Annotated in this window: 13 protein-coding genes; 1 reads left to right on the forward strand and 12 read right to left on the reverse strand. The window is 34.6% G+C overall.

Annotated elements, in window-relative coordinates:
- Positions 1 to 45: 45 nt before the first annotated feature.
- The 12 genes from EM308_RS03225 to uvrC form a co-directional block, all read right to left on the reverse strand.
- Positions 46 to 546, reverse strand: coding sequence for a septal ring lytic transglycosylase RlpA family protein (locus EM308_RS03225; RefSeq protein WP_035639301.1), 501 nt, complete (start codon positions 544 to 546; stop codon positions 46 to 48).
- Between the two features lie 82 nt (positions 547 to 628).
- Entirely contained in the window at positions 629 to 1,051 is a 423-nt protein-coding gene (locus EM308_RS03230; protein WP_035639298.1) for a hypothetical protein, read from the reverse strand.
- Positions 1,052 to 1,153: 102 nt separating this feature from the next.
- Positions 1,154 to 3,979, reverse strand: coding sequence for a TonB-dependent receptor (locus tag EM308_RS03235; RefSeq protein WP_035639295.1), 2,826 nt, complete (start codon positions 3,977 to 3,979; stop codon positions 1,154 to 1,156).
- Between the two features lie 335 nt (positions 3,980 to 4,314).
- Positions 4,315 to 5,958, reverse strand: a complete 1,644-nt coding sequence (gene pgi, locus EM308_RS03240) for a glucose-6-phosphate isomerase (protein WP_035639336.1) — start codon at positions 5,956 to 5,958, stop codon at positions 4,315 to 4,317.
- Positions 5,959 to 6,286: 328 nt separating this feature from the next.
- On the reverse strand, positions 6,287 to 7,504 hold the full coding sequence (locus tag EM308_RS03245) for a M23 family metallopeptidase (protein WP_035640087.1): 1,218 nt from the start codon (positions 7,502 to 7,504) through the stop codon (positions 6,287 to 6,289).
- Positions 7,505 to 7,522: 18 nt separating this feature from the next.
- Positions 7,523 to 8,455, reverse strand: a complete 933-nt coding sequence (locus tag EM308_RS03250) for a tryptophan 2,3-dioxygenase family protein (protein ID WP_035640086.1) — start codon at positions 8,453 to 8,455, stop codon at positions 7,523 to 7,525.
- Complete coding sequence (locus EM308_RS03255; RefSeq protein WP_070261778.1) at positions 8,452 to 9,225, reverse strand: DUF3108 domain-containing protein; 774 nt, start codon at positions 9,223 to 9,225, stop codon at positions 8,452 to 8,454. Before EM308_RS03255 ends, EM308_RS03250 begins: the two co-directional genes overlap by 4 nt.
- Before the next feature lie 282 nt (positions 9,226 to 9,507).
- Positions 9,508 to 10,665 (reverse strand): 4-hydroxyphenylpyruvate dioxygenase, encoded by a 1,158-nt coding sequence (gene hppD, locus EM308_RS03260; RefSeq protein WP_394332823.1) that lies wholly within the window; start codon positions 10,663 to 10,665, stop codon positions 9,508 to 9,510.
- A gap of 82 nt (positions 10,666 to 10,747) precedes the next feature.
- Positions 10,748 to 11,107, reverse strand: coding sequence for a four helix bundle protein (locus tag EM308_RS03265; protein ID WP_035641444.1), 360 nt, complete (start codon positions 11,105 to 11,107; stop codon positions 10,748 to 10,750).
- Between the two features lie 107 nt (positions 11,108 to 11,214).
- Positions 11,215 to 12,399: a homogentisate 1,2-dioxygenase gene (locus EM308_RS03270; RefSeq protein ID WP_070261780.1), complete on the reverse strand. Its 1,185-nt coding sequence runs from the start codon at positions 12,397 to 12,399 to the stop codon at positions 11,215 to 11,217.
- A gap of 277 nt (positions 12,400 to 12,676) precedes the next feature.
- Complete coding sequence (locus tag EM308_RS03275; RefSeq protein ID WP_081907246.1) at positions 12,677 to 14,971, reverse strand: patatin-like phospholipase family protein; 2,295 nt, start codon at positions 14,969 to 14,971, stop codon at positions 12,677 to 12,679.
- 1 nt (position 14,972) lies between these two features.
- A complete protein-coding gene (uvrC, locus tag EM308_RS03280; RefSeq protein WP_035636285.1) occupies positions 14,973 to 16,769 on the reverse strand; it encodes an excinuclease ABC subunit UvrC in 1,797 nt (598 codons plus the stop codon).
- 213 nt (positions 16,770 to 16,982) lie between these two features.
- Here uvrC and EM308_RS03285 point away from each other — a divergent pair, with 213 nt between their 5' ends.
- A complete protein-coding gene (locus EM308_RS03285) occupies positions 16,983 to 18,143 on the forward strand; it encodes a peptidase associated/transthyretin-like domain-containing protein (protein WP_035636288.1) in 1,161 nt (386 codons plus the stop codon).
- The last annotated feature ends 80 nt before the right edge of the window (positions 18,144 to 18,223 follow it).

An 18,223-nucleotide genomic window follows, 5' to 3' on the forward strand; every position in this document is an offset into this window, starting at 1 on the left:
AATAGAAATTACCTCAAAGGTTAAAAGCTAATTACTTGAAAAAAATCACTTTTGCAATTCTTCAATTTTTACATTTACGGCACCACTATTTTTATTAGAAGTAATATCCATAAATGCTTTTTTGCTTAAATCGATTTCTCTTCCTCTTGCAAAAGGTCCACGGTCAATCACTTCTACTATTACTGATTTTCCATTTTCTTCATTGGTAATTCTGAGTTTGGTACCAAACGGAAATTTCCTGTGAGCGGCGGATAATTTACTGTTGTCAAATCGTTTCCCGCTTGCTGTTTTTCTACCATTAAATTTATCATGGTAATAGGAAGCGTGCGCATTTTTTTTGAAAATGACAAACTTTCCTGTTTCAACAGCTGCTGTATCCGGGGCTGGCACAACTGTTGCAGGTGTAAATTCTTTTTCGACAACCTTAGTTGTTTTTTTTACACTATCTTTTTTAATTGAAAATTTTTTGCTGTTTATAATTGAACTTTGACCACTTACAAAACCAATATTAGCTAGTAAAATTAAAAGTGTGATTACTTTTTTCATTTATAGTTTATTAGGTGAAACTTTTGAACTGCAAAAAAAATATTGGTAAAAAAAAGTCCTTTTCAGGACTTTTTAGTATGGATTAAAACCATAAGGACCATGGGAGCCTGCTCAAAATAAGCACTAACCCTAAACCGTAAAATATTGAAAAGGTTTTAAATTTTGATTCGTCTGTTGTTAATTTTTTATGTTTAGACCATCCTATAGTTATCAAAATGATTGCAATAATAACAACAAATGGATGCTCTAACGAAGTCAAACGCAATGATTTATCCGACATTTGGCCCAAAGATGCCAATCCAAGCGGAGACACAAAATACAAAACCAAACCAATTAACAATTGAATATGTGTTACAATTAATCCAAACAATGCAATTTTTCTATCTTTTGCTGTGAATTCTTTTTTGGAAGCCATTCCTAATATGGCATTAACAACCGCAATAACAAGGACTAACAGTGCAATATAAGCCCAACCGGAATGAAATTTTTGTATAATAGCGTACATAAATAAATTTTTAATTTAAACAAATATAAGCAAAAAAGACATAAAAAAACCCCAATTCGCCAAAAAGCGATGGGGTTTTTTAAAGATTATACTGATTCTTTATTAGAAATCGAAACGCATACTAAAGCTATACGTTCTTCCAAATCCGAACCAAACTTGGTTTGCTGTAGCAACACCATTGTAAACTTGTCCTGTAGATTCGTAAGTCCCTAATGCTGGATTTGAAGCATTTATGTTATCACTTGCAAAAATATTAGTCTTAGATTCAGCAATATAAGTTTTGTCAAAAACGTTATTCAAATTGAATCTGAAATTCACTGAATTATCTTTGTTCTTACCTACAAGCATTTTGTAAGAGAATCCGGCGTCAAACAATCCATAAGAAGGTAATTCTAATGAACCTTTATTATCTTGAGCACTGAATTTAGTTGGGTCAATAGAAGCATACAAATTGTTATAATAGTTGTAGTTTGCATCTAATGTAACTCTTGTCAAAACCTCGTAAGAAGCACCAAGAGCAGCTGTCAGTTGAGCAGCATCCCCTACTTTTACTTTATCCAAATACAAAGTACTTGTACTTAAAGCCACATTATTTTGGTCAAATCGAGTACTTTTTGCTTCACCTGCATACTCCCAGTTTCCATAGGAGAACATTCCGTTAACTCTCAATCTATTAGTTATTCTTGAATTTGCTTCCAATTCTACACCGGTATGCATTTCATTGATTCCTTCAAAATCAAAATATCCGTTTGGATTTCCAGCAGCTCCATCATTAAAACGGTAGTTTCTGTCTTTCCAAGTAGTGTAGTAATAGTTAAGATTTAAGTTAACTATTTTAGAACGATAACCATATCCACCTTCAATACCTAATACTTTCTCGTTTTTCAAATTTGGATTTACAACTGATTTGTTGTTTGGATAAACCGCGTTGAAGAAAGGTTGTTTTGAATAATAACCTGCATTGGCAAACACATTATGGTGCTCGTCGAAGTTATAGTTTGCTCCCCCTTTTACATTTCCTCCAAGAATTTTTTCAAAAGATGTTTTTGAAAGAGGATCTGAAGTCAAATAAATGAATGAATCTATTCTTTGGAAAGCTTGATTAGAAACCGCTCCTTGAATAAAGGCAGTTAAATTATCATTAGAATATTCCATTTGAGTAAATGCTCCAATCCAATTTACTTTACTGTCGTTGTGGAAACCTATTTTCTCAACATTGTCTGAATTTGACCAAGCATTCCATGGCGCAGCTGCAGAATAAGTCTCGCTTAAATATCTTCCTTGTGGTTGGAAATTAACATTTTTGTTATCGTAGAAAATATTTCCTCCCAATAAATCATTTACGTTTTGGTAATGACGACCAAAATAAGTTCTTGCATCAAGTCCAATATCCCAAGTTAAGTGTTCACTAATTTTTTTGTCCAAGTTAATAACACCACCATACCAGTTGTGCTCATTTGTAGACATAATTCTTGAAATACCGGCAGATGTAGCAGGCGCTCCACCAGGAATACCAGTAGCACTGTTTGCAATAGCTCCTGCATTGGCAGAATTCACATATTGGCCATTAATTTTGGTTCTTGTAACGAAAGCTCCTGTAGGAACACCATTTGTATTATATTGAATAGGTAATCCTGTGTTGTATGCATAAATTTTATCAAAATCTATGGTCCCATCTGCTTTTCTGAAAGAAGCATCTGTAGAAAATTTACCATTGATACCTCCAGTAGCAGCAGTTCCTGCACCACGTCCCCAAGATCCGTAAACAATAGCCGAAAGTTTTGTGGTTTCGTTTATTGTATAATCCCAGTTTACACTCATAACTGGTTTGTGGAAAAAGTTTCTCTTCATGTTATACTCTTCTCCATTTAACGTTCCCCAATCAGAGTTGTATTTTGTGTTAGGATCATCTGCAGTACCATATTTTTGGTAAGTTGCAAGAGTGATAAAAGTACTTCTTTGGTTATGCCATTGCGGTGCTCCAGTCATTGTAAACTGAAAATCATGTTTTTTATCTTTCGTCTGATATCCCAAACCAATAAAATAATTATCTCCAGCAAACTGTGTCCCATCAATATAACCATCTCCTTGAGTGTGGCTGAATAATACAGAAGCCGAAAGACCGTTCTCTAAAACTCCAGTGCTGTAAGACGCCTGTGTTTTCAAGTAGTTAGCATTACCAAAAGAAGAACCTATAGAACCTCCTCCTTTTTGGTCTGAAGTTTTTGTAACAATATTGATAGTTCCTCCTACTGACGAAATTGCCAATTTTGATGAACCTAATCCTCTTTGTACCTGCATCGCAGATGTAACATCAGACAATCCTGCCCAGTTACTCCAAAATACAGCACTATTTTCCATATCATTAATTGGCATTCCATTAATCATCACCGCGATATTTTTTTGGTCAAATCCACGGATATTGATTCTTGAGTCTCCATAACCACCACCACTTTTTGTAGCATATACAGAAGGTGTTGATTTTAGGATTTCAGGAAATTCCTGTGTCCCCAATTTTTGTTGAATTTCTGATGCTTTAATTGTTGAAACCGCAACTGGAGTTTTTCTATCCTTTGCAACGTCTACAACAGATGATTTAACAACAATCTCGCTCAATTCGTTTGAATTTGCAACCAAAACAATGTTCCCCAAATTGGCTGTTCCGTTTGAAATTGTAAAATTAATTGTTTGGTTTTGGTAACCAATGTAAGAGACAATTAACTGCCCTGCTTTAGTAGAAGAACTAATGGTAAATTTACCATCATAACCTGTTGAAGCAGCTTCTGATGTTCCTTTTACAGTAACATTTGCCCCAGGCAGTGGACCTTGCCCGTCTGTAATTGTCCCAGTAATTTTTCCTTGCGAAAATACGGTCGATACCATCAAAAACAGTAATCCAGAGAGTAACCAATTTTTCATTGTTTTCATTTTGTTAGTTTAAATATTTTTGGCAAAATTATAACATTCAGTTCAATATGTGTTAAAGAATCATTAAAAAATTAAAGTCTAATCAATATTGAAGGCTTTAAAGTTATTTTTACAAATTTATTGCCATTGTTTTGACTAATTATGTGTTTTATTCACAAAAAAACAAGAATTTAACAACCTTTCAAAAAGTGCATTTTTTATTTTTATATTTATAACAAAAAAAAAGTTTTAATCACATAGTCGAAATAGTACTACGTGATCAAATGGTAATTTTTACCCAATAAAAAAAGCCCTGATTATTAAAAATCAGAGCTCACTTTTTTTAGTTTCAAAAATTATTTGTTATCCAAAAAATGTTTCAATAAAAACCTTGTCGAACTGTCGTGATCCTTAACCTGTTTAGTATGGATTTCATCCAATATAGAATTCGCAAGTTGTTTACCTAATTCAACTCCCCATTGGTCAAAACTAAAGATGTTCCAGATAACTCCTTGAACAAAAATTTTATGCTCATACATCGCGATTAGAGAACCCAATGATTTTGGTGTCAGTTTTTGAATCAAAACCGTATTGGTCGGTTTATTTCCTGTAAATACTTTAAACGGCAAAAGAACACTTGCTTTTTCTGCACTCAGCCCTTGCTTGTCAAATTCTGCCTGAACCTGCTCAGCCGATTTTCCATTCATTAAAGCCTCCGTTTGGGCAAAAAAGTTAGACATCAATTTATCGTGATGATTGTCATCTCCATATAACGGTTTTACAAATCCAATGAAATCCGAAGGAATTAATTTAGTTCCTTGGTGAATCAACTGAAAAAATGCGTGTTGCGCATTGGTTCCTGGTTCTCCCCAAATAATAGTTCCCGTTTCATAATTAACAGGTTTACCGTCACGACCTACACTCTTACCATTACTTTCCATTGTTCCTTGTTGCAAATAAGGAGCTAGTTTTTGCAAATATTGAGTATAAGGAATCAAAGCTTCACTTTCGGCACCAAAAAAATTATTGTACCAAACGCTTAACAAGGCTAATATTACCGGAATGTTTTTGTCAAAATCAGCAGTTTTGAAATGTTCGTCCATTTCATTGGCACCGCTTAACAAATCATTAAAATTGTCAAAACCAACCGCCAAACTGATAGAAAGCCCTACGGCGCTCCACAATGAGAAACGTCCTCCAACCCAGTCCCACATTGGGAATACATTGTCTGGATTAATTCCGAATTCGGTTACTTTCTGAATATTGGTAGAAACTGCCACAAAATGTTTGGCAACATCTTCCTGTCTCGCCGATTCTAAAAACCAAGCTTTGATGGTTTCTGAATTTGTCAAAGTTTCCTGAGTAGTAAAGGTTTTAGAAACAATTACAAATAAGGTTGTTTCAGGATTTAGTTTTTTGATAATTTCATTTACATGATCTCCATCAACATTGGATGCAAAATGCACGTTTAAATGATTTTTATAATATTGCAAAGCTTCAACAGCCATCACTGGCCCCAAATCTGATCCACCGATTCCAATGTTTACTACATCAGTAAATGGTTTCCCTGTGTAACCAGTTCTTTTACCCGAAACTACTTCATTGGTAAAAGATTTTACTTTGTTTTTTACTGCATAAACTTCTGGCATCACATTGATTCCGTCAACGTTAATTACAGCCGTTTCTTTGGCACGCAAAGCAGTATGCAAAACGGCACGTCCCTCCGTTTGATTGATAAGTGCTCCTCCAAAATAATTTGAAATTGCATTTTTCAAACCGGTTTCGTTTGCCAATTCAAGCAATAAATCAATTGTTTCTTGAGTAATTCTGTTTTTAGAATAATCAACTAAAAAATCATTCCATTTCAAATGGAATTTTTCAGTTCTAGAAGCATCGGATTGAAACATTGAAGTCATCGATGCCGATTGTATTTCATTATAGTGTGCTTGTAGTTTTTTCCAAGCAGCGGTTTCGGTTGGGTTTATTGTATCTAAAGCCATTTTAATCCTCATTTTTTGTTTAACGCAAAATTACTGAAATAAGTTTGATTGAACTAAAATCAGTACATTATATAACAATTAAATATAAAATAATGAAGAATAAATCCACTTGGAACAGGACAAACTTATGAGTATTGAAATGACCGCAAATTCGCAAATTTTTTTAATAAATTCTATTTTAAATTACTAGATTTAAGCGGAATTAACACGAATTAGTTTCTCTAAATTTTATAAAATTTGAATTTCTAAAAAAAATAATTTGCGAATTTGCGGTAAAAATAACTCGCAAGTTTGCCCCGCAACCTGAAATAGACAGTCTTGATAGCGGTTACAAATTAGAAACACTGTCCAATTCAAATTTCAACGGTTCGATTTGTCTTAAAAACCGTTCTTTGCTTTTTCCACTCATTGTTTCACCGGTTGGCAATTTCAAACGCAAGGCATCGACCTGCACACCATTTTTCCAAAAACGGTAACATACATGTGGCCCAGTTGCCAATCCCGTACTTCCAACCAATCCAATAGTTTGTCCTTGATTGACATGCTGTCCGCGTCTTACCAGTATTCGGGACATGTGCAAATATTGGGTCGAATACTCCTTGTTGTGTTTTACTTTTACAAAGTTTCCGTTTCCGGCGGTGTAACCCGTCTGTTCTACAATTCCAGAAGCCGTTGTCGAAATTGGGGTTCCATACGGTGCCGCATAATCGGTTCCTTTGTGGGCTTTCCATATTTGCTGAACGGGATGAAAACGATTGGAACTAAAACGAGACGTAATTCGGCTAAATTTTATTGGCGTTTTAAGAAAGAAATTTTTCAGCGTTTTCCCTTCTTCATCATAATAATCAATTTTTCCGGAGCCAGGATTTTGTTCAAATGGAAAAGCATAAATAATCTTTCCTTTATATTCAAAAAAGGCAGCTTCGAGACTGTCAACACCATCATAAATAGAATCATTGATGTATCTCTCGGTAAAAGTCAGTCCAAAACGATCTCCTTTTTTTACTTTAAAGAAATCGATAGACCAGGCAAAAATCTTTGAAATTCTGGAAGCCAAAGCTCCTTCTACTTTTGCGCCTTCCAACGTTTCAGAAAGCGAACCTTTCAATATCCCCCCAATTGTTCGGCGTTTTAAGGTTAATGGTTTTGTTTTCTTTGAAGCTGTTGCTATAGAATCCCGCAAATCGACAACATAATAATGCAGTGCATCTGGCTGATATATAAAAACATTCAGCGAGTTGGTTTTATTCTTGGAACGAAGCAGCGTATAGGGTTTATTTATTCTAATGGTTCGCACATCAAAAGTATCTTTGACCTGCGCCACAATATCGAATACTTTTTTGTCTCCAATATTTTGATTTTGCAAAATACTTCCAAATGTATCACCCGATTTCACAGTATCCTGTACAACATTAAAATCGGAAAATTTGAATCCAAAATCACTTTTTTTGGATTTTGGAATTACTTGCCCTTCCACGACATCTTCTGATTTATTACAGGACGCCAAGGAAAATAATACCGCTAAAATTACAATTACCTGCTTCAAGTTATCTCTTTTTAATCTTTAATTTTCTACTCCCCAATTTGCTAATTCCTCTTCACTCCATAATTCAGGAAAGAAAATCCTTCTTTGGTATTTTGGGTGCATGTATTTTTTCCAATCACTTCCTCCTGTCGCTTCTCCATCGGTTTTCGCATTATCAATATATTTTCTGGCGGCATTCAAATGTCCCATAACCCAAGTAATGTTTACCGTATGATCGTAATGACGCATGGCTCTTACCAATTCTGGATTTTGACGATCTGATTCGGGTAATTGTTTGAATTTCTGCCAAAGATTTATGGTATTGTATTCCTGCATTTGGGTCAAAAAAGCCGCTTTATATTTTCGTTCAAACTCCAATAATAAATACGATTTTTCACCCGTTACATGATCTTTCCCAGCAGCCTGCCAATACATATTATCCAAAGCGTGCTCATAAGGAGTTTCCCTGTCAATTGTCTCCCTAAAACGGTAATCGATAAGATTGATTAAGTCCGTCGAAGCAATTTCAATCATTCTATATTGTGCACTCTGAAAACCGCTGGCAGGAGTTAGCGTATTTCTGAATTTCAAATATTGTTCTACTTCCATACCGTCTCCCATAATATCAAAAGAAGTAGTCAGCATATCAAAATAACGACTGATTCTCATTAATCTTTCGGTAAAAAAATCAGCGGTTAATTTTTCGGCATAGGAAATCTGGTGTATTTCCCAGAGCACCATTTTAAAAAGCAATTCATTGACTTGATGATACATGATAAAAACCATTTCGTCTGGAAGTGTCGTTCTTTGAATCTGCAAATTCAATAACGCATCCGTCTGAATATAATCCCAATAAGTTATGGGTTTTGACCAAAGCAATCCTTCGAGATGAGTCTCTGTCTTTTGGTTTATCTTCCGAAATTTTTCATCGATTTCATTCAATATCGATGCGGGGGTATCGTTTATTGTCATTTTGCCTTTAATTTAAACGGATTGTTCAATCCCTTGTATTCTTCCAGATCGGCTTTGAGAGAACCTACCAAAAGAGTCGCTTTTATTCGAAGCGGAATCTTATTATAGTCATCTGAAATCCAAATCGTTAAACTTTCTTCTTCCTTAAATATCCGTCCAGACTGCACTAAAGGCCTAAAAACCATGGAAGAGACAATGCCAAATTTAGTTTTAATATCTTCTCTGCCTACCAATTTTAACTTAAATTTTGTAGTCTCGTTGTCAAAAAACATATTAATAACTATCGAATCTCCCGCTTTCATTTTATTAATATTGGGATAATTTCTCAAATAATAAAACGACGACAATATGTCCTGTGTATTTTTTGTAAAGTCAAATGTTTTTTCGGTTTTGTGTTTGTAGTCTTTCACCAAAACCTTATTGGTCTTTTGATTAAAAAACCCCTCCTGATTTTTTATATAACCCCCTTCGTTTATTTTTCGAACATATCGATAAGGATTTCGGGTGTCTTTATCGATATAACTTTCGTAAACATCTTCGACGTTAAAAAAGAATTTAGTCATACCTATAGAATAACCTTTCCCTATCACATGGTAAACAGGTTCTCCGGACAGAACCTCATCTTTGACTTCGAGCGTGGCGTAACCCCCATTAATAATACCGTAATGAACTCGAAATTTTAGATACTCCCCGCCCGAAAAGGCTTCCTCTTTCTGTGTATCGAAACCTAAAGTAAGAACTACCAGTAAGAAAATTATAATTTTTTTCATGTTTTCGATACATTTTCAATAAAGGTAACCTCAAATTTATTAAAACAAAAAAACTCAGTCAAATTAATGACTGAGTTTTTATGCTATTAACTAACCAAAAAACTATAAATTATGAAAATTTATATGAAACTTGGAAGGAAACCACCCCCTCCTTATTTGCGTTGGCAAAATTACCGCATAAAACCATGTTTTTTATACAAAAAACCAAGTTTAACACAACATTTACACCTTTAAGGGTTCTTTAACTATTATTTTTTTTGATAATGCAAAAAAAATGAAATTTTACAACGTTCCTCGCAATTGCTGTTCCCGTTCAATTGACTCAAAAAGCGCTTTAAAGTTTCCGGCACCAAATCCTTTGGCTCCCATTCTCTGAATAATTTCAAAAAACAAGGTTGGGCGATCCTGTACCGGTTTGGTGAAAATTTGCAATAAATAACCATCTTCATCGGCATCAACCATTATACCTAGTTTTTCAATTTCATTCAAATCTTCTTTCATGACATCCATGTGCGCACCCAATCGTTCCGGAACTGCATCATAATAGGTATGTGGTGGTCTAGACAAAAATTCGACTCCTCTTCCTTTCAACTGCGAAACGGTTTTCACAATATCATCTGTGGCGATGGCAATATGCTGTACTCCGGGTCCACCATAAAAATCCAAATATTCCTCTATTTGCGATTTTTTCTTTCCCTTGGCAGGTTCATTGATTGGAAATTTGATTCTTCCATTTCCGTTGGACATTACTTTGCTCATCAATGCCGAATATTCTGTGTTGATTTGTTTATCATCAAAAGACAGGAAATTTACAAATCCCATCACATCTTCGTAGAATTTTACCCAAATGTTCATTTCGTTCCAACCTACATTTCCCACCATGTGGTCAATATATTTCAGCCCTGTTGGTTCCGGATTATAATCGGATTTCCATTCTTTGTATCCAGGCAAGAAAACTCCGTTGTAGTTTTTTCTTTCGACAAAAACATGAACGGTTTCTCCATACGTATAGATACCGGAACGTACCACTTCGCCAAATTCATCTTTTTCGATAGTTGGTTCCATAAAGGAACGCGCTCCACGTTTCATGGTTTCTTCATAGGCGCTTTTGGCATCTTCTACCCAAAGCGCTGCTACTTTTACTCCATCACCATGTTTTTTCAAATGATCATGAAGCGGAGAATCCTGCGTTAATGGAGTGGTTAAAACAAGCCTGATTTTATCTTGTTTCAGCACATAAGAAGCTTTGTCTTTGATTCCTGTTTCTAATCCGGCATATGCCAATGACTGATAACCAAAGGCAGTTTTATAATAATGTGCCGATTGTTTTGCATTGCCTACGTAGAATTCGACGTAATCTGTTCCCAAAAGCGGAAGAAAATCTTGCGCTCCTTCAAATATTTTCTCTAAGCCGTATTCTACTGGTTTTATTTTTTTCATAATGGGATAATTTGAAAATGAGATAATTTGAAAATGAGATAATTCGATAATTATCTAATTGACACATTTACAAATTATCTAATTATTTCATTTTTGACGTTGATATTATTTTGTTTAAAATTTTTAGAATTTCTGAAAGATCATTTAATAAAAGTTTACAATTTGGATATTCACTGTGAGCATCACATAAGAACAGCCAATATTCAGTTTCGTCTGCTTCCTTGATAGCAATCTTTAACTTATGAATAAAATCTGCTTTACTTTCGGCATTTTGTGATTCTTTTGAATTTGCCCCAATTGAAGTCCCACTTTTTAGTAGTTGATTAGCAATTACGAATTTCTTTTGTTCCTGAAGTTCACTTGTATAATCAATTATCTTTAATGCAAAATTGAAGGTTTTTATTAAAAGAGCGTTGTCTTTGTATTTTTCGTTGAAAGTCATTTTTATTTAATTTTATAATTAGAAAATGGGATAATTAGATAATTTATTTTGTAAGTTTAAAATTACGATATTTAATTTTCAAATTGACACATTATCACATTAAAAAATTAATCCACCCAAGATTTATAATATTGACCATCGTCTATCCCCATGGCTTCTTCGGTCACCATAAGCGGGTGGAAAGTATCGATCATCACCGCCAATTCCTGAGTATCTTTCAGACCAATGCTACGTTCCATTGCTCCCGGAGCCGGGCCGTGCGGAATCCCTTTGGGGTGTAACGTAATGTGACCTTGCTCGATATTATTGCGACTCATAAAATCGCCGTCTACATAATACAATACCTCATCGCTGTCTATATTACTGTGATTGTAGGGTGCCGGAATCGATTTTGGGTGGTAATCGTACAACCTTGGCACAAAAGAACAAACCACAAAAGTCCCGGTTTCAAAAGTTTGATGAACCGGTGGCGGCTGGTGCACACGGCCCGTTATTGGTTCGAAGTTGTGAATTGAAAATCCGTACGGAAAATTATAACCGTCCCAACCTACTACATCAAAAGGATGCGTGGCGTAAACCACTTCGTGCATCATTCCTTCTTTTTTTATTTTGATAATAAAATCTCCTTTTTCGTCGTGTGATTCTAATTCATTTGGCAAAATAAAATCTCGCTCGCAAAATGGCGAATGTTCCAAGTGCTGCCCCGATGGGTTTTTGTACCTTTTTGGAGTATAAAATGGCGAATGAGATTCGACATAAAACAACCGATTATCTTCGCTTTGCTTCGCCTGTTCGCTATCGCTCGAGTCAAATTCTATTTGGTAGATAATTCCTCTGGGAATAATCAAATAATCTCCGTATTCGAAAGGAATATTCCCCAACATGGTTCGCAGTTTTCCTTTGCCTTTGTGGATGAAAATCATTTCGTCTGCATCGGCATTTTTATAGAAATAATTGGTCAATGATTTTCTAGGCGCTGCCAATCCTATGATACAGTCGCTATTGACCAACATGGGTTTGCGGCTATCCAAAAAATCGTCTTCGGGTTTTAATTCAAAACCTTTCAGCAATAAGGATTTTATGTTTTTCCCAATCGCTATTTTTGGTTCGACCGAATATGATTTAAGTATTTCTTTGACCTGAGTGGGTCTGTAAATATGATAAGACAAAGAAGAGTTTCCATGAAATCCCTCTGTACCAAATAGTTGCTCATAATAGAAGCCTCCATTCGGTTTTTCGAACTGAACGTGTCTTTTCGGAGGAAAAACTCCTAATTTATGATATATTGGCATGATTTTTCAAATTAGAAAATTAAACAATTTGGAATTTAGATAATTAGATAATTTGGCAAATAGCGAATAAATTTGGCTGGTTTAGTCTTATGAAACCTATTGAATTTCACCTTTGAGATTTGCTCACGAATTCTCTAATTATCTAATTCTAAAAAATTATCTAATTAAAAAATCACTCTGGATTTCTCTTAATCAAGAATTGAAGATATTCTAACAAACCCATCCAATTTGTTTTCATAATTACAAATATCGTAATTTTTATTTAAAAAAATGTAAATTAAAATATAAATCCGACACTAAACCAAAGGTAGGAATTTGCAATTTCCGGAGACCAGGAATACTTCACTTCAACAGGACCAATGACGGTTTCCAATCCATATCCCAATGCATATCCGGAATATTTTGGCAATGAAATCCAATCCAGCGAATTATAAAGATCGTCTCCCAGATTGGCATAATTGGCCGAAAAATTAAGATGGTTCTTTTTGAAAATTTCGTAATCCAGTGTTAAAGTGGCTTCCAGATAACTATTCCCAGAAATGCTTAAAAAATCATATCCGTAGAAATATTTAAAATTATTGGTATTGTTATATCCATATCCTCCCAACATAAAATCAAAATAAGGCAGGGTTTTATTACCAATCGAAGCTCCCGCCTCAGCCTGAAGTTTTATAGTCGCATTCCTGAAAACCGTTTTTGCAATACCAGCTTCGGCACTAAGAATGGAAAAAGGTTCAAAATGAGCTGAACTTTCGGAGGAAAACATATAAAACTGTGGATTACCAGAGAAATACCATCCTTTTTTAGGAAAGTATTTATTGTCATAAGAGTCATATTTTATATAACCAAAAAGGCTGAAATAATTGCTTTTGGTAATTACCGGATCCAATTCTAGTGTTTCTGAGCTAATGTCCAGATATTCAAATTCGGCTCCAACCCCGATAAGGAATTTTTGCGCAAATACAGACTGAATATACAATTGATTGGACCAATCAAGGTAATCGATATTTATAGCATTTGTGCCTTCGGTATTGTACGTTATAACGCTAACAGGAACGTTTTTGTTAAACTGATGCAATTGCGACTTAAAACCATAACTTAACTGAAATCCATTATCGATGTAGTAATCAAAATAATACCGGATATTGTCTCCCAAAACCAAATCTGCAGATAAAAAGTCGTTTTTAAAAAATGTTTTCTTATTGGTAATATTAGCCAAAATAGCACTTTTATAAAGTCCGTCATAATGTAGACCAAACTTTAGATTTGTTGTCACCGGACTTTCAGTCAATGTGAGAATCAAATCATCATGGGCTCCGTTTTTATCAAAATAGTAACTCACTGCACTAAAATTCTGAGTGGCATTAAGATTGTTTATTCCGGTTTCCAGGTCATGAAAGCTTATTTTACTTCCCGGTTTAAAGTTGAGTTTACCGATGATGTAATCTCTGGAATAATTTTTCAGTTCATTGATTTTGATATCGACAATTGTCAAACTATCCGAGTCTACTTTTAATTTTGGTTTGTGATACGGGCTGGTTTTATCCACCAAAGCATCTATTTTTTCATAAACCGCAAAAGTCGCGTCTTCCCCTTTTTTGATAATTTCGGCAGCTTTATCAAATGTTACTACACCATAATTTTTTACATCTGGTTTAATATAGACTTCGGTTTGATTTGCATTGACTTTCATTCTTTCAATCATTTGCAAATTGGTAATTTGAAAGAAAATTTTTGAAGCACTTCTTAATTCATCCTTACCTAGCAAACCTGATTGTACATCTACCCCAATTATAATATCGGCGCCCATTTTACGCACCTCATCAATAGGATAATTATTGAGTACCCCTCCATCGATAATGAGATTGTCATTAATTACTATTGGTGCAAATATGGAGGGCAAAGAAGAACTTCCTGTTATGGCTTGCGCCAAAATCCCTTTATCAAAAACAACTTGCTCTCCAACAGCAATATTGGTTCCAACGCACACAAAAGGAGTTGGGAGTTCATTAAAATCACGAACATGACGAACCGGCAAGGTCAATCGGCTCAAGAGATTGAAATTGTACATTCCTTTCGACAAAGCCTCTGGAGCACCAATTTTAAACTTATTGAAAGGCAAGGTCAATGCATATAATTCGTCATTTCTTTTTTCATAAAAATTCTTGGAAGACCGTGGAATATAATCGTTAATGACATTACTAAAATTTGTTTGGTCAATTATGGAATCGATTTGTTTGGCATTATATCCCATTGCATAAAGTCCGCCAATTACGGCTCCCATGCTGGTTCCTCCTATGTAATCAATTTTTACTCCAGCATCCTCAAGTACATTTAAAACCCCTATATGCGCAAACCCTTTGGCTCCGCCTCCACTCAAAACCAATCCAATTTTTGGTGGCTTTTTGGTTCTGTCCTGAGCTTTTGAACTAAAAGGGAAAAGAAAAAAAGAAAAAAACGACAGGAAAACCAAAATAGAAAAAAAGCCACCGCCAACCCTTGCCGAATTATTACCGACAATGTTTATTTTAACACTTGGTTTATAGCTTATTGGTTTTACCCCAATTCTCATGTTAACTATTTTTACTGTAAAATTCGGTAATTTTTTTGGCTTTTGATACACCTATAACGTCAGAAATTTCTTTTTCGGTTGCTAATTTTAATCTTTTAACACTTTTAAAATGCTGAATCAGTGTTTGCATCGTCTTTTCGCCGATTCCAGGAATGCTTTCAATCGAAGAATTTAATGCTGCTTTGCTTCTTTTATCTCTGTGAAAAGTAATTCCAAAACGGTGTGCCTCGTTTCGCAATTGCTGAATAACTTTCAGCGTTTCAGACTTCTTATCCAAATACAAAGGAATCGAATCTCCGGGATAAAACAATTCTTCCAGTCTTTTGGCAATTCCTATAATGGCAATTTTACCTCGCAATCCCAAGGCATCAATACTTTTCAATGCCGATGACAATTGACCTTTTCCACCATCGATAATAATTAAATTGGGCAAGGGTTCGTTTTCGTCCAAAAGCCTTTTGTATCGACGATAAACAATTTCTTCCATCGAAGCAAAATCATCAGGCCCAACCACGGTTTTGACATTAAAATGGCGGTAATCTTTCTTGCTTGGTTTTCCGTCCTTAAACACCACGCAAGCCGCAACTGGATTTGTCCCCTGAATGTTCGAATTATCAAAACATTCGATATGTCTTGGTTCTACAGGCAATCGCAAATCACTTTTCATTTGCGCCATAATTCTGTTGGTATGACGGTCCGGATCGACTATTTGCAATTGTTTGAGCTGTTCTATTCTGTAAAATTTGGCATTACGAATCGATAAATCCAAAATCTGTTTTTTGTCGCCCAATTGTGGTACGGTAATTTTTATCGATGGTCCCAAATCGACTTCAAAAGGGACAATCACTTCCTTGGACAATAACTGAAAACGTTCCCGCAATTCTATTATCGCCAATTCCAAGAGTTCTTCATCGGTTTCCTCGAGCTTTTTCTTTATTTCCAACGTATGCGAACGAATAATCGATCCGTGAGATATTTGCAGAAAATTGATAAAAGCGGCACTTTCGTCAGAAACAATAGAGAAAACATCGATATTGGTAATCTTCGGGTTTACAATCGTAGAACGCGATTGGTAATTCTCCAGAACTTCTATCTTTTCCTTTATTTTTTGCGCTTCCTCAAATTTCATTTGTTCGGCAAAACTCATCATCAGCCGCTTGAAATCCTTCATACTTTCCTTGAAATTCCCTTTCAAAATTTCGCGAATAGCATTGACCTGCTTTTGATAATGTTCCAATGTTTCAAAACCTTCGCACGGACCTTTGCAATTGCCAATATGGTATTCCAAACACACTTTGAATTTCCCGCTGTCGATATTATTTTGACTCAAATCATAATTACAAGTTCGCAGCGGATATAATTCTTTTATTAAATCCAAAATCGTATGCACCGTCTTAAAATTGGTATAAGGACCAAAATATTCCGACCCATCTTTGACCATTCTTCGGGTGGCAAAAATCCGGGAAAAAGGCTCTTTCTTGATACAGAGCCACGGATAACTTTTGTCATCGCGCAACAACACATTGTATCTTGGCTGCAGCGTTTTTATCAGATTATTTTCCAGCAAAAGAGCATCGGTTTCAGTAGGAACAACAATGTGTTTTATGGTTACTATTTTCTTAACCAACACATTGGTTTTGGCGGTATCATGAATTTTGTTAAAATACGAAGAAACTCTTTTTTTTAGATTTTTGGCTTTGCCCACATACAGAATCTTCCCTTCCTTGTCATAATATTGATATACACCGGGACCATCGGGCAGGGTTTGTATTTGCAAAGCTAGATCTGGCTTGGTCATTTTTAAAAAATATTCTGAAAATTAAGCAGTTGCTGATTGAAAATTCCAAAGCAACATTTTCTCAAATTTACAAATTACATTCACGCAAACCTATTCGATTTTATTAATACCAAATAAATAAATCTAACTCGATTAGTGTAGTTATTTTTTTACAAGTTAAAATTTATATATTTACAGTATAACATCATTTGATGCAACAGTAATAAAAAAAACATGAAACATATAGTAATATTACAATTGTTTTTTATCTGTGGATTTTCATATTCACAGAACTTCCAAATTAGTAAAATAGTAGTTGATAAAAACACTAAAATTCCCTTGGAAAATGTAACCATTTTTAATGAAAGTGACTTCTCTACCACAAATGCTGAGGGAAAATTTGTTTTTGTTTCCAAAAAAAATGAAATCAACCTTAATCTATTAGGCTATGAACCAATAAAGACAACTTTTGACAGATTAAAGACTGAAAAGGATACTGTTTTTATGGAAAGTAAAGCAACACAATTGCGGGAAGTTGTTGTGGGCAATGCTGGTCCATACATGAAAAAAGTGTATGACAAATTTCAAGATAATCTCCTTCAAAATTACACAATAGACTTTTTTCTAAGAAACGTATTTAAAAAAGACAAGGTCAACATTCTTTTACAAGATATTTATGCTCGGAAAAATCAAATCAAAGGTCAAAAAAAGAACTTAACTATTGAGATTTTGAATATGAGAAAAACGAGCTTTTTTGAAAAAAACGACAAAATCAATTTCGGATTTCCAGATTTTGATGGCTTATTATCCAATGGGCTTCCACAAATTGACAAATGCAGTTTTACAGAAACACCTTTTAATGACAGCGATTTTAAGAAAATATTATTTGAGTACAATGAAAAAGATCAATCAGGACAAATCCAGAGAGGCTATTTCATTATTAATCGTAAAGATTATGCGATAGTTGAATACTCCTTATCATTCATTGAAGACCCTGAAAAAGTTCCTTATAAAACCGTTTCTAGAGGAAAATACAGAACAACCAAATTGGAAAAATTTGTCCAATTTACCAAAGACTCAAAGTCAAACAAATATTATCAAAGCAATGTAAAAATTGATAATCAAGTAGATATAATAGTGTACAAAATCTCCGAAAATCCTTTTAATTTTGATTTCACTATGGACTTTTTTGTTACCAACCGTCCTATAAACGAAAAAATAAACTCCAATTTTGCAGTCAACAAAGATATTTTCAGAGCAAAATTCCCTTATTCTAAAGAGTTTTGGACGAATCAAAATCAATTGCCATTGACTAATGAATTGGAACTGTTTTTAAAATCGGTATCTGATAAAAAAGATAAAACCAAAGAGTTTGAAGTAATAAGCAATTTTTAAAACGATACAGCAATTTTGCCATAAAGAAAACGTGGATTTTTCTTCGAATTCAATTTAGCCCGAATAAGTCGCCATCTTAA

This window comes from Flavobacterium gilvum (genome assembly GCF_001761465.1).
In the GTDB taxonomy this organism is placed as follows: Bacteria; Bacteroidota; Bacteroidia; order Flavobacteriales; family Flavobacteriaceae; genus Flavobacterium; species Flavobacterium gilvum.